This window comes from Bordetella avium, from assembly GCF_034424645.1.
In the GTDB taxonomy this organism is placed as follows: domain Bacteria; phylum Pseudomonadota; class Gammaproteobacteria; order Burkholderiales; family Burkholderiaceae_B; genus Bordetella; species Bordetella avium.
The window spans coordinates 2,134,739-2,147,308 of record NZ_CP139969.1 but is presented as its reverse complement, the minus strand read 5'-3'; the positions used below and the strand labels follow the sequence as shown (position 1 = coordinate 2,147,308).

The following is a 12,570-nucleotide window of genomic DNA, read 5'->3' as shown; positions in this document are numbered from 1 at the left end:
TTTGCAAGGATCGTCATGTCCGCTCCCCGCCCGCCCGAAGTCTCCGGCGAGGCGGCGCCGCATTTGCGCCGCGTGTTGAAGCCGCGTCACCTCACCATGATCGCCATCGGCGGCGCCATCGGCACCGGGCTGTTCGTGGCCTCGGGGGCGACCATCGCCCAGGCTGGGCCTGGCGGCGCTTTGCTGACCTATCTCGTGATAGGCCTCATGGTGTATTTCATCATGACCAGTCTGGGCGAGTTGGCGGCCTTCATGCCGGTTTCCGGGTCATTCGCCACCTATGGCGCACGCTATGTAGACCGCGGTTTCGGTTTCGCCCTGGGATGGAATTTCTGGTTCAGTTGGGCCGTGGTGGTGGCCGTGGATCTGGTGGCCGCGCAACTGGTGATGGCCTATTGGTTGCCCGATGTGCCTGGGATCATCTGGAGCGGCGTGTTTTTGCTGCTCATGCTGGGTCTCAATGCGTTTTCGGCCAAAGGCTTTGGCGAAGGCGAATATTGGTTCTCCCTGATCAAGGTGATTGCCGTGCTGGCGTTTCTGGCGACGGGCGTGGCCATTCTGGCGGGGATCATCCATGGTGGGGACTCGCCGGGTCTTTCCAACTGGACCGTCGGTGACGCGCCTTTTGTGGGGGATTTCGCCACCCTGGTCGGCATTGCGATGGTGGTGGCCTATTCCTTCCAGGGTACTGAGCTGGTCGGCGTGGCGGCAGGCGAGTCGGAAAACCCTCGCCGCAACGTTCCCATTGCCATCCGGCAGGTGTTTTGGCGCATTCTTCTGTTTTATGTGCTGTCGATTGCCGTCATCGGCTGCCTGATTCCCTACACCGATCCGCAATTGCTGCGCAGCGATGTCAGCGATATTGCCGTCAGCCCCTTTACCTTGGTGTTCGAGCGGGCCGGCCTCCTTTCGGCCGCCTCGGTGATGAATGCCGTGATCCTCACGTCCGTCTTGTCCGCCGGCAACTCCGGCATGTATGCCGCCACCCGCATGCTGTTCAATATGGCGACCGAAGGTATGGCGCCCCGGCGCTTCGCGCGCCTAAGCCGCGGCGGTGTGCCGCGCTATGCGCTGGCGGCTACGACTGCGTTGGCGAGCCTTTGTTTGTTGAGTGCGGTCTACAGCCCGCAAAAAGTGTATATCTGGCTGCTTAACCTGGCCGGTATGACAGAGTTCATCGTCTGGCTGAGCATCGCAGTCAGCCACTATCGCTTCCGCAGAGGCTATGTGCTCCAGGGGCACGATCCGGCGCGACTGCCTTACAAGGCAGGTCTGTTTCCTTTCGGGCCTTTTTTCGCTTTTGGGCTATGTCTGGTGATCACGCTAGGGCAGAACTACGAGGCCTTCACCCATGACCGCATCGATTGGGGCGGGGCGTTTGCGACCTATCTGGGCATTCTGCTGTTTCTGGTGACCTGGGCCGCTTACCGCCTGATTCGGGGTTCGCGCTGGGTGCGTTATAGCGAGATGCGCTTTGACTACGCTGACGAGCCTGACGATCCAAAACCTTGAGGGCTCTTCACGACAGGCTCGCGGGCGCAGGGTGAGCGTGGACGACCCGGACGCTTTGTCCGGCGCTGGCGCTGTTAGCCTGCTTACCCTGGCGGTGGTTTGCTGCGGCGGTTGCCGAGCGTGAATGCCGGCAGGGGACGCACCTTTACCCTTGATCCCTATGGGGCTTGAGGGGGTATGGCCGATTCGGACGTTAAGATAGGGGATTACCCGCGCTGCCGACGCGGCGCCCGGGCTGTCCTTCACCTAGTCTGCTATCCCTATGTCTATTTCCCCAGGCATTTCCGGCGATGCCGCCGATGCCACCAGTGAACTGTCCCCTGCTCAAACCCGCCGCGCCCTCTTCGCACTGGGTGTGGGCGGTTTCGCCATCGGCACGGGCGAGTTCGTCATCATGGGCCTGTTGCCTAACGCCGCCACCGGTCTGGGCGTGTCCATTCCGCAGGCCGGCTATCTGATCAGCATTTACGCGCTGGGTGTGGTAATCGGGGCTCCCCTGCTTGCCGTGTTGGGCGCACGGCTGGCGCGTCGTAATTTCCTGATCGCTTTGATGCTGGTGTTCGCGTTCGGCAATTTTGTTAGTGCTATCGCGCCTAGCTTCGGCTCGATGGCCTGGGCGCGGTTCGCGACGGGCTTTCCTCATGGGACTTACTTCGGTGTGGCGGCGCTGGTCGCGGCCAGCCTCGTGCCGCTGTATCGGCGTGCGCAGGCGGTGGCCATGGTGTTGCTTGGCTTGACGATCGCCACGCTGGTAGGCGTGCCCATTGCGGCAGCCATCGGGCAGTGGCTGGGCTGGCGTTCGGCCTTTGCCATCGTGGGCGGGATAGGCTTGCTGACGGCATTGCTGGTCTGGCGATGGGTGCCTTATCTGCCGGGTGACAAGACCGCGAGCCCCATGCGCGAACTCAGTGCATTGCGCAACAAGCAGGTCATTCTGACCCTGGGTATCGGCGCGATCGGTTCGGGCGGTATTTTCTCCGTGTTCAGCTATATCAAGCCCACCATGATCGAGGTGGCGCATCTGCCCGAAGTGCTGGTGCCGGTCGTGCTGGCCTTATTCGGGGTAGGCATGGTCAGCGGTAATTTGCTGGGGTCGCGTTTCGCTGACCGTAATATGGAAAACACCATCCGCTACGTGCTGATCTGGGCCGCCGTGGTGATGGGGGCGTTTACGCTGACGTCGCACAGCGCCGTATTGGGTTCGCTCAATGTGCTCTTGATCGGCACGGCCGTTGCGCTGGGCGCCACCTTGCAAACGCGGCTGATGGACGTGGCTGGTGACGCCCAGACCCTGGCTGCCGCCTTGAATCATTCCGCCTTCAATGTGGCCAATGCCTTAGGCGCCTGGCTAGGCGGGGTGGCGATCGAAGCGGGCCTGGGCTGGTCGTCCACGGGCTGGGTGGGCGGCGTGCTGGCCTTGGCCGGCCTGGGCATCCATTATTGGGCTCTGGCCGATATGCGCAAGAAGACCTAAGTCGTCTCGCCAGCCTTAGCGTGGACTGACGGGGCCGCCCGCTTTCAACGAGAAGGCAGCGATGTGTTCGGAGCGGTGCTTCTCGGGCACTTGTCCCGCTTATCGATCGAGGGGGAAGGGCAGTTGGCTGGCCTTAAAGTGCAGCGTTCAGCGTATTGATAGCGGTCTGCGGAGGTTCGCTGTGCTCGAGCTGATTGGTCGATCTGGGTCTAGGCGCAGGGCAGCGCCTCCTTGATTGGGGGCTTGCAATAGCGCTGCCTATCGCCATTCATGTAAACGAAGAGGACCCCTTTGTTGCAGACGGGCGAATCCGGATGGGCGAGAGCAGGCTTACGGGCTTATTCTTCACAAAGTTAAGGTCTGTCCTTCTTGTTTATAGGACGGGTGGTAGGGGCGCACATCGCGGAAATTGGCTCTAATTTTCCCGGGCATTCTGTTATATGCGCCGCTTATCGATCCGCTCGGCAGGCGCGAACACCGAGACGTAAACCATTTCATGAGGGGCTGTCATGTCCGCCACCCTTTTTTACAAGCAAGCTGTGCCGATCAACCGTGATGCGCACCGCCATACGAAAATTCAAATCCAGCCTGGTCATTTTTCTTTCGCGCAGCAAACCAATGCGCTGCCGGTTTCGGCCAGCGAGTTCGTCGAGGCTGCGCGGCATTACCCAATTGTTTTTGTTGCCGATGAGGCGGGCGGCTTCAGTGCGGTCGCCGTGTTGGGTTTGCAGAATGGGCGCAATCTGTTCGTGACGCCGGAAGGAGAGTGGCGGGCCGACACCTACATACCGGCATTTGCGCGCCGTTATCCGTTTGTATTGGGCGCGACCGACGATGCCGGTCGTTTGGCGGTATGCCTCGACGCCAGCTATCCGGGCGTCAACGAGGCTGATGGCATCGCGCTATTTGAACAAGGCAAGGAGACGGCCTATCTGTCCCAGATGATGGAGTTTCTGGGTAATTATCAGGACGACATCGCCGCCACCGGGCGGATGGTGCAGCGTTTGAATGACCTGGGTTTGCTAGCAACCAAGACGCTCACGCTCTCGCGGCCCGAGGGTGATATTCAACTAGGCGGGTTCTGGACGGTAGACGACGATAAATTCGCCAAATTGGATGACGCGACCATTGTCGAGTTGCATCGCAGCGGGATCTTGCGTTTGCTTGAATGGCACCGGGCTTCGCTGCGTAATCTCGCGCAGCTGGCGGCCTTGTTTGAGGCAGGGCAAAAACGGTCTGCCTGAGGGTTTTCTGCGGTGTCTACGCGCTGGGCGCCAGCGCGCCTCCTGCGGCGTGGACTGTCGGCTGACTGTTCCGTTCACCGATCAAGGCGGCCTCTGCGCCTGCGCGTTTTCATCGATGTTGTGGTCGAATCCAGCGGCGGGTGCGCTGGAGGCTCGATGATCGAATCGCTGCGCACCAGCCCCGGGGTCAGCCACGACCGCTCAGGCAGGTCTGCAAGGCGCGGTTGTAGCTGTCCACCATGATTTGGGTGGTCCATGGGTTGGGGGTTGCGGGATCAAAGCCGCTCTCGTTCATGGCTTGGCGCTGGCAGTCCGCGCCAGGGGCGCGGCTGGCGAGGCCGACCGGCGCCAGATTTACCGAGGCTGGGTCCGTGGGGTCACTGCTCAAGGTGTTGGCGGAGGGCGGCCCGGCGGGCGCAGGCAGCGCAGGGTAGGCATAGGCCGGCTCATAGATAGGGCCATATTCAGGCGAGGGGCTTGAATTCGCTGACAGCAACAAGCCGGCGGTCACCAGGGCTAGCGCGCCGCCCACGATCCAGCGGTCGCTCGCTGACCAAGCGCTCGAATGGTGATGGCCGCTGCGATGGCCGTTGTAATAGCTAGGGTGGCCGCCGTGATAAGCCCAGCGAGGGCCGCCCGCCAGGGCAGGGGAAGTGGCGGTCATGGTGGCCAGAACCAGGGCGCCGCTCAGCTGCAAAAATCGGAATTTCATCGTCATGCTCCAGAGAGCCGGCCAGGGACGGCCGCTCCCAGGCGCTAATTTACTCTGGCGGCAAGGGGCGATGTGTAAGCAGAATTCAGGCAGGATGTCAGCGGGTTTCCCGCCGGTCACAGCGTTGCGACCACCACACCATCGGAATCGCGCTGAGCGCGAACAGCGCCATCATCGCAAATCCGCCCCATTGCACGGCGGGGTAGACCAGCCTGGCGGCATTGACACTGAAAAACATCAGTATGCCGCCCGACAGCATGCCATAGAGCGCGATGGCCGATGTCTGGTTGTGCGCGGGAACGCGGCGCGAGAGATAGGTCATGATGGCCGAATTGTTGCCGCCCAGCGTGAATGCCTGCAAGAGTTGAAAGGCCAGCAGCAGAGGCAGATCAATGAAAGCGGCCAAACCCAGCCAGCGCAGGGCCGTCATTGCCGCCGAAATCCAGATCAAGCGTTCGGGACCCAGCTTGGGCAGAATGCGTAGCGCCAGGAAAAAGAACGCAACCTCTGCACTGACGCCGACCGTCCATAGCAAACCGATGTCCGAGGTGGATAGACCTTGGTCCGTCCAGAACAGCGTGGCGTAGGAGTATAGAAAGCCATTGCTGGCCTGCGTCAATGAGGCGGCCAGAATACACAGCACCACAGGGCGGTCACGCAGCACCTGAAGCAAGGGCCATCCGGCGGTATCGGGCGGTCTGCGCGGCGCCACATTACCCACGCCCAGCGCGCCTAGGCAGAGCACGCAGGCCAGCGCCAGCGCCACGCTCATGATAATGATGGACAAGGGGCCGGTGCCGCGGATGATATAGCCGCCTGCCAAGGTGAAGGCAGCAAAACCGATGGAGCCCCAGACGCGCACCGTCGTATAGAGCGGGCGGCCGCCTTGCGTGGTGGCCAGGGCGATGCGGTCAAGCACGGGCTGCACAGCCGGCAGCAGTAGATTCACGCCCAGGGTGGTCCAGAACATCCAGCCGGGGGATTGTTGCCAGGGATAGAGGGCGAAGAGTAGTCCCGTCCCCACCAGGGGCAGCGCGATGAGAAGGCGCAGGCGCCCGGTCAGATCTGCAGCATGAGCGACGGCCGGCGCCGAGAGGATTTTGGGCAAAAAGGCCGTGGCAACGATCAAGCCGATCAGATTTTTGTCCAGCCCCTGGCTGGACAGCCACAGCGGGAGAAAGGGAATGCTGATACCCTGCAAGCCGTAAAACAGAAAATAGAAAGCGCGCAGCCAACCCAGCTTGTTGCCCACTTGAAGGACTCCCCCGATGCCGCGCGAGGCGCACAGCCGGGCGTGAGCATACTGCAATCCGCAAGCTCCTGTGGCTGCTTGGCTATCTCTTCTCGCGCGGCTGCGCGTTTTTTCCTTGCTTGGCTCTCATGTCTAAAGAATCCCCCGAACTGCAACTTCGCACCGCTGGCGAAGACGATGTGCCCTTTCTGCTTGATCTGCGCCGCCGCACCATGGAACCGCATCTGGTGCAGGATCACGTTCCCTTCGATGATGACATCCACATGCAGCGCATTCGCTATCACTGGGAGGACGCACGCATTGTGCTGATCGACCAGCAGCCTGCCGGTCTGTTCAAGGTGCATCTCGACGAAGAGGGCCTGTATGTGATCCAGATCCAGCTCGCGCCGGCCTGGCAGGGTCTCGGGCTGGGAGCGCGGCTGCTGAACACGGTGCTGGCGCGGGCCGACGCGCAGAAGCTGGCTGTACGGCTGGCGGTGCTCAAGAACAATCCGGCGCGGCGCTTGTATGAGCGTTTGGGTTTCCTTACTCAGGGGGAGAACGACATCGAATATCTGATGGTTCGCCAGCCGGCCAGCGCAGGCTGAGCCGGCATCGGCGCCATGCGAGCCCGCGCCAGGATTCAGAGCAGTTGCAGCGCCAGTTCGCCGCCGGCGAAGCTCGCCGTGATGCGATGGCCGGCGCCCGGGATATCAAAGGGTTGACACATCGCCCCGGTCGAGACGATGTCTCCCGCGCGCAGGGTGACGCCCCGCTCTGCGGCATGGGCGAACAAAGCCGTCAGGGATTGCACCGGATCTACGGCGTTGTCTCCGGACAGCGCTTGCGCCTTGATCTGCCCATCGACCAGCACGACTGCCGATTCTGTCACCCGCCGTATTGCATCCAGGTCCAGGCCATTACAGACCGCTTGACCGATGATCAGCGCCTCGAACCCGACATTGTCGGCCGTGAAGCTTGGCCAGCCCGCAGCCCGGCGGTCCCTGAAACGCGAGCGCACGACCTCGAAAGTCACGCAGCTGTGACGGATATCCTGTGCCTGCACCTGTCGGCCTTCGGCTGGCGCGATGTCTCGGGCGAGCACGAAAGCGATTTCGCATTCGATGGTCACGGGGTCGGCGGAAGGCAGCGTCAGGCTTGCGCCCGAGGCATGGCAGCGCCCACGCGCAATCTGGCCGACCAGCGGCCGGGGCAGGCCGGTGGCGCGCAGTTGCGCAGGACTGCCCACACCGAGTTTCCAGCCACCGCGTTCGTCGCCCGTTGCAGCAAACAAGGCGTCTTGCGCCTCATAACCCTGCTGCAAGGTCTCAGGCCGCAATGCTGCGGGCAGCTCGTCAAGCAGGGTGCCGTCCCGCCAGGTTTGCAGGAGAAGTCCGCTCGTCAAGGCCGGGTCAAATACACGGTTGCTCATACCAGGAAACACCTTAGTTGTAGGAAATGCGCCAATAGGCAGCGTAGGCGAAATCGCGCGTGCCGCGACCTGAACATCCTATTCGAAGGGGCTGCCCAGCGCATCCAGAACCTGAACTGTGGCTTCGACCACTTCCGGGCCGATGCCATCGCCGGGGATAAGGGTGGCGGGAATCTTTGTATTTGCGCGCATGCGACGCTTCTGTCAAAAGAGGGCGCTTGCAAGCTGAGATCTGGCCGATGCTGGTCTTGCCTATTTCGCCGTAACCCGGCTCCGGACAATGGCTTAAGTACTAAGATCCTAGCGCTTTAATGTTTTCTTCCACGGTACAGGCCCCAAGCCGGAACCCAGGGTTTTCCCTTGCCGGCTTTGCACTCTTTGGAGCGAGAATAAGGATAGACCTTGGTGCAAGCCGCTTGCGGGGAGGCGGATCGGTCGTCGACGAAGGGCCGGCTTGTATATCCCGGCGGTTGCTTTGCTCGCTGCGAGCATTGCGGGGTTCCGACGCCAATAAAGGAGGATGAGACCGCCAGCGTGCGGCGCAGGGGCTTTGGACAACCCTAGCCTTCAGCCCTATTCAGTCTGGGAAGTTTCTGCCGGAAGGCGGCGGCCCCCGACTATGGCTGGCAAAAAAAAACGGAGGCCTGAGCCTCCGCAAGAGAAATAGCGCCAATCTGCGAGGCGCGGCAGCAGGGCCAATCGAGCGACACGGGAACCGGCGAGAACCCGCAACGATGGTCAGGGCGCCTGCTGCGTTGCTAAATGTCTACGATTTCATCGTCGGCGCGCAGCAATTTCAATGATATAGGACAAATACTAATTTCGTCAGGACTTACGATTCATAAATTTCATTCTTACTCTCTCGTGCAAACGGGAAAAGTCTGTCCCTAATAATTGCATCGTTTGGCCGGTTATGCTTCATCCTATGAATATTGAGATTAATGAAGAGTTGCGGGTCTATATTGACCCGCTCAGTGCCGAAGAGTACGCCGCCCTGGAACGCAGCATTCTGACCGAGGGTTGCCGCGATGCCCTGGTGCTTTGGGGCAATGTCCTGGTCGATGGGCATAACCGTTATGAAATTTGCCGCAAGCACGGGATTGCGTTTCGCACCTTGCAAAACGAGCGATTTCAATCCATGGACGATGTCCGTCTTTGGATGATCGACAACCATCTAGGCCGTCGCAGTGTGTCCGACTACCAGCGCGGCGTGTTGGCCTTGCGCAAGAAACAGATTCTGCAATCGCGGGAGCAGTCGGTCCCGGCGGGCGAAGCCGCGCTGCCCGAGCCGCCCATGCCTAGCCGTCAGGAATTGGCTCGTGAAGCCCGCGTGAGCAGCAACACCCTGGCGCAGATCGAGCGCATCGAGCAGCGTGCGGTGCCTGCCCTAGTGAAGGCTGTGCGCTCGGGCGAAATTTCGATTAATGCGGCGGCGGCTGTCGCCAGTCTGCCCGAGACGCGCCAGCAGGCCGCCGCTCAGGGCGGCAAGCAGAATCTGCGTGAAGTGGCGCGCCAGGCCCGCATGGAGTTGCAGGCGGCCCGTTACGAGGCCAAGCTGCGCAAAGAGGCCGAATCGCCGCAAGCCGGCAATCAAACGCCGCCCTGGGAAGACCGGCCAGCCATTGAGGATTATCCGGCTGAGGTGGAACGCCTGACCGGCATCATCAAGCGCTTGACCGAAGAGCGCGACACGCTGAAAAAGAAGGTGATGCATCTGACGGTCGCGCTGGCGGAAGCCCGCCGCGAGCCAGACAGCCAGCCTTAGCCGCAGCGGATGGCGCTGATCTTGCCCTGCCCATCGACGATGATGTTCACGCGGCCAGGGTTGTATTCCAGTGTCATCACCTGTCCGGGCTTGAGCACGCGCACGGTGTCCGAACCGCTGCGCTTGCGGACATCGGCACTGCTTGAGTCCGTAAATGGCTGGCCGAGCCAAGATTGTGCCGATTGGGCATCGCAACTTGCACCACCAGACAGCGCGGAGTCTGAAGACAGGGCGTCTTGGGCTGGGGAGGCGGCCGGCTTGGCGGCGCAGCCGGCCAGACCAGCCAAGCTCAGGGCGAAGAGAAAGGGCAGCGATTTCCGGTTCATGAATGCTCCTTGGACGCGGACGAAACACCCATCATATCGCCTGAACGCCGCCCTGCGGGGCGCTCAGTGGCGTACGCGCCGCTCACGAACGGCGTGCGCCAGATCTTCCAACACCGGTTCGGTTTGCGTCCAGCCCAGGCAGGCATCGGTAATCGACACGCCGTGGGCCAGCGCCACGCCCGGTGTGAGGTCTTGGCGTCCAGGCTCTAGATTGCTTTCGAGCATCAGGCCGGTGATGCGTGTTTCGCCTTGGGCGATCTGCTTGGCGATGTCGCGCGCTACGTCGATCTGGCGCTCATGCGATTTGTTGGAATTGGCATGCGAGCAGTCAATCATGACCTGTTCGCGCAGCCCTGCGCGACGCAGCACTTCGCAACAGGCTTGCACGCTGGCCTGGTCGTAGTTGGGACCATTTTTGCCGCCGCGCAGAATGACGTGAGTATCGGCATTACCGCGCGTTTCGAAAATGGCGGCCATACCCATTTTGGTCATGCCCATGAAGGCATGCTTGGCGCCGGCAGCCACGATGGCGTCGGCGGCGATCTGCACGCCGCCATCCGTGCCGTTCTTGAAGCCCAGCGGGCTGCTCAGTCCCGATGCCAGCTGACGGTGGCTGGGGCTTTCGGTAGTGCGTGCGCCAATAGCGCCCCAGGCGATAAGGTCAGCGATGAATTGCGGGCTGAGCAAATCCAGAAATTCTGTGGCGATGGGCAGGCCCAGGCCTGAGATTTCCAAGAGCAGAGAGCGGGCACGCCGCAGGCCTTCATTGATGCGGAAACTGCCGTCCAGCCGCGGGTCGTTGATGTAGCCTTTCCAGCCCACCGTCGTGCGCGGCTTCTCGAAGTACACCCGCATCACGATGAGCAAATCGTCTTTCAGCGCCTCGGCGGCCGTTTTCAGCTGGCGGGCGTATGCCATCGCCTGTCCGTGGTCATGAATGGAGCAGGGCCCCACGACGACGATCAGGCGGTCATCGCGGCCATGCAGCACGTCGGCGATGCGAGCCCGGCTGGTCTCGACCAGATGCTGGACCTCGGGCGGCGTGGGCAACTCGTCGAGCAACAGGGCAGGGGATATCAGGGGACGCACTGCACCAATACGGGTGTCGTCGATGCGGGTGCTGTCCTGGGTGGCGTCGGCCTGACCGGTTTCCTGGTCATGCAAAGCGTCGTCGATGCGGGTCAAAGCAGTTCTCCGTGCGCGCTGGCGATAGACGACGATTATCGCACTTCGCCTGCCCCGCCGCCTCAGCGGCGTGCGTGCAGCGCCACCCCGCATAGCGAAGCAGGCCCTGCGAACGTGAGCGCGCGACCCGATCGCCTGGGGCCAGGACCATGCCCAGGCATACCGGGGCGCAACCAAGGAGATGGGATAGCTCGGGCATGATGGTCCTGCCGGCCCGGCGCCAGATTCAGTCAGCCACCGGTGTGCGCATCGTGACAAACTCTTCGGCGGCCGTCGGGTGCACGCCGATGGTGTCGTCGAAGACTCGTTTGGTGGCGCCTGCTTTGAGCGCCACGGCCAGACCCTGGATGATCTCCCCCGCATCCGGGCCAACCATGTGGCAGCCCAATACCCGATCCGTGTCGGCATCCACAACCAGCTTCATCAGCGTGCGCTCTTGCGAGTCCGTGAGCGTCAGCTTCATGGGCCGGAAACGGCTTTCGAAGCGTTTGACGCGATGACCGCGCTCGATGGCCTGCTCGGTGGTCAGGCCCACGGTGCCGATATTGGGCAGGCTGAACACGGCCGTCGGAATCAGGTCATAGTCGACCGGACGGTATTCCTCTGGTCGGAACAGGCGGCGCGCGACGGCCATGCCTTCGGCCAGCGCCACCGGCGTGAGCGGCACGCGGCCGATCACATCGCCCAGCGCCAGGATGGAGGGCTCGGCGGTTTCATACTGCTCGTTGACTTCGATATAGCCTTGATCATTCAGCCGAACCCGAGTGTTCTCCAGGCCCAGCTTGTCCAGCATGGCGCGGCGGCCCGTGGCGTAAAGCACGCAATCGGTTTCCAGGACGGAGCCATCTTTGAGCGTGACGGCCAGGCTGCGGTCGGCCAGTTGGTCGATGCCTGCGATTTCAGTATCAAAGCGCAGATTGATGTTCTTTTTCGATAGTTCCTCGCGCAAATGCTCGCGTACGCTTTGATCGAAACCACGCAGGAACAGCGCGCCGCGGTAGGCCAGGGTGGTGTCGGCGCCCAAGCCATTGAAAATCGAGGCGAATTCCAAGGCGATATAACCGCCGCCCACGACCAGGACACGGCGGGGGAGTTGCTTCAGGAAAAACACCTCATTAGAGGTGATGGCGTGTTCCTTGCCCGGGATGTCCGGCACGAAGGGCCAGCCGCCGGTCGCGATCAGGATGCGTTCGGCCGTGTGGCGCTTGCCGTTTATTTCGACGGTGTGCGGATCAAGCAGCCGGGCATGGCCCTCATGCAGCGTGACGCCGCTATTGACCAGCAAGTTGCGATAAATGCCGTTCAGGCGCTCGATCTCGCGATTCTTGTTCTGGATCAGGGTGTGCCAATCAAAGCTGGGGTGGCCCGGCGCCCAGCCAAAACCGCTGGACTGCTCGAAATCGTCGGCGAAATGGGCGCCGTAAACCAGCAGTTTCTTGGGCACACAGCCCACGTTCACGCAGGTGCCGCCGAGATAGCGGCTTTCCGCTACCGCCACGCGGGCGCCGAAGCCGGCCGCGAAACGTGCCGCGCGCACTCCGCCGGAGCCTGCGCCGATGACATAAAGATCGAAATCGTAAGCCATAGGTATCCTTGTTGCTATTGCCAGCGTCGCCAGCAGCTATTGCCTATTAAACCGCGTTCCGACTGCCCGTCGGATGAAATCCGCGGCTGAGAACCTGTCTTTGC

11 protein-coding genes and 1 pseudogene are annotated in these 12,570 nt (G+C 61.8%); 5 read left to right on the top strand and 7 right to left on the bottom strand.

Going from position 1 to position 12,570, the window contains the following annotated elements; all coding sequences use genetic code 11:
- Nucleotides 1–15 precede the first annotated feature (15 nt).
- The 3 genes from U0029_RS10010 to U0029_RS10000 all read left to right on the top strand — a co-directional run bounded on the left by U0029_RS10010 (nucleotide 16) and on the right by U0029_RS10000 (nucleotide 4,230).
- On the top strand, nucleotides 16–1,512 hold the full coding sequence (locus U0029_RS10010; protein WP_012417281.1) for an amino acid permease: 1,497 nt from the start codon (nucleotides 16–18) through the stop codon (nucleotides 1,510–1,512).
- Between the two features lie 262 nt (nucleotides 1,513–1,774).
- Nucleotides 1,775–2,986, top strand: a complete 1,212-nt coding sequence (locus tag U0029_RS10005; RefSeq protein ID WP_114852598.1) for an MFS transporter — start codon at nucleotides 1,775–1,777, stop codon at nucleotides 2,984–2,986.
- 509 nt (nucleotides 2,987–3,495) lie between these two features.
- Nucleotides 3,496–4,230: a SapC family protein gene (locus tag U0029_RS10000; protein ID WP_114852597.1), complete on the top strand. Its 735-nt coding sequence runs from the start codon at nucleotides 3,496–3,498 to the stop codon at nucleotides 4,228–4,230.
- 187 nt (nucleotides 4,231–4,417) lie between these two features.
- Here the strand turns inward: U0029_RS10000 and U0029_RS09995 are convergent, their stop codons facing one another.
- On the bottom strand, nucleotides 4,418–4,942 hold the full coding sequence (locus U0029_RS09995; RefSeq protein ID WP_012417284.1) for a hypothetical protein: 525 nt from the start codon (nucleotides 4,940–4,942) through the stop codon (nucleotides 4,418–4,420).
- A gap of 97 nt (nucleotides 4,943–5,039) precedes the next feature.
- Nucleotides 5,040–6,251: an MFS transporter gene (locus U0029_RS09990; protein ID WP_231838648.1), complete on the bottom strand. Its 1,212-nt coding sequence runs from the start codon at nucleotides 6,249–6,251 to the stop codon at nucleotides 5,040–5,042.
- Between the two features lie 71 nt (nucleotides 6,252–6,322).
- On the opposite strand from U0029_RS09990, the gene U0029_RS09985 reads away from it, so the two are divergent.
- Complete coding sequence (locus tag U0029_RS09985; RefSeq protein WP_012417286.1) at nucleotides 6,323–6,781, top strand: GNAT family N-acetyltransferase; 459 nt, start codon at nucleotides 6,323–6,325, stop codon at nucleotides 6,779–6,781.
- A gap of 35 nt (nucleotides 6,782–6,816) precedes the next feature.
- Here the strand turns inward: U0029_RS09985 and U0029_RS09980 are convergent, their stop codons facing one another.
- Nucleotides 6,817–7,605 carry a 2-keto-4-pentenoate hydratase gene (locus U0029_RS09980; RefSeq protein WP_012417287.1) on the bottom strand — a complete coding sequence of 263 codons (789 nt, stop codon included), beginning with the start codon at nucleotides 7,603–7,605 and terminating at the stop codon, nucleotides 6,817–6,819.
- Between the two features lie 84 nt (nucleotides 7,606–7,689).
- Nucleotides 7,690–7,797: pseudogene (locus tag U0029_RS09975) on the bottom strand (NAD-dependent isocitrate dehydrogenase); the annotation flags it as partial.
- A 721-nt stretch (nucleotides 7,798–8,518) separates the two neighbouring features.
- Here U0029_RS09975 and U0029_RS09970 point away from each other — a divergent pair.
- Nucleotides 8,519–9,370: a ParB N-terminal domain-containing protein gene (locus tag U0029_RS09970; RefSeq protein WP_012417289.1), complete on the top strand. Its 852-nt coding sequence runs from the start codon at nucleotides 8,519–8,521 to the stop codon at nucleotides 9,368–9,370.
- Here the strand turns inward: U0029_RS09970 and U0029_RS09965 are convergent.
- The 3 genes from U0029_RS09965 to gorA form a co-directional block, all read right to left on the bottom strand.
- Nucleotides 9,367–9,696, bottom strand: a complete 330-nt coding sequence (locus U0029_RS09965) for an I78 family peptidase inhibitor (RefSeq protein ID WP_012417290.1) — start codon at nucleotides 9,694–9,696, stop codon at nucleotides 9,367–9,369. The two genes, U0029_RS09970 and U0029_RS09965, sit on opposite strands and share 4 nt — an antisense overlap.
- Before the next feature lie 63 nt (nucleotides 9,697–9,759).
- Nucleotides 9,760–10,881 (bottom strand): 3-deoxy-7-phosphoheptulonate synthase, encoded by a 1,122-nt coding sequence (locus U0029_RS09960; RefSeq protein WP_114852596.1) that lies wholly within the window; start codon nucleotides 10,879–10,881, stop codon nucleotides 9,760–9,762.
- A gap of 226 nt (nucleotides 10,882–11,107) precedes the next feature.
- Entirely contained in the window at nucleotides 11,108–12,466 is a 1,359-nt protein-coding gene (gorA, locus tag U0029_RS09955) for a glutathione-disulfide reductase (RefSeq protein ID WP_114852595.1), read from the bottom strand.
- Nucleotides 12,467–12,570 lie beyond the last annotated feature (104 nt).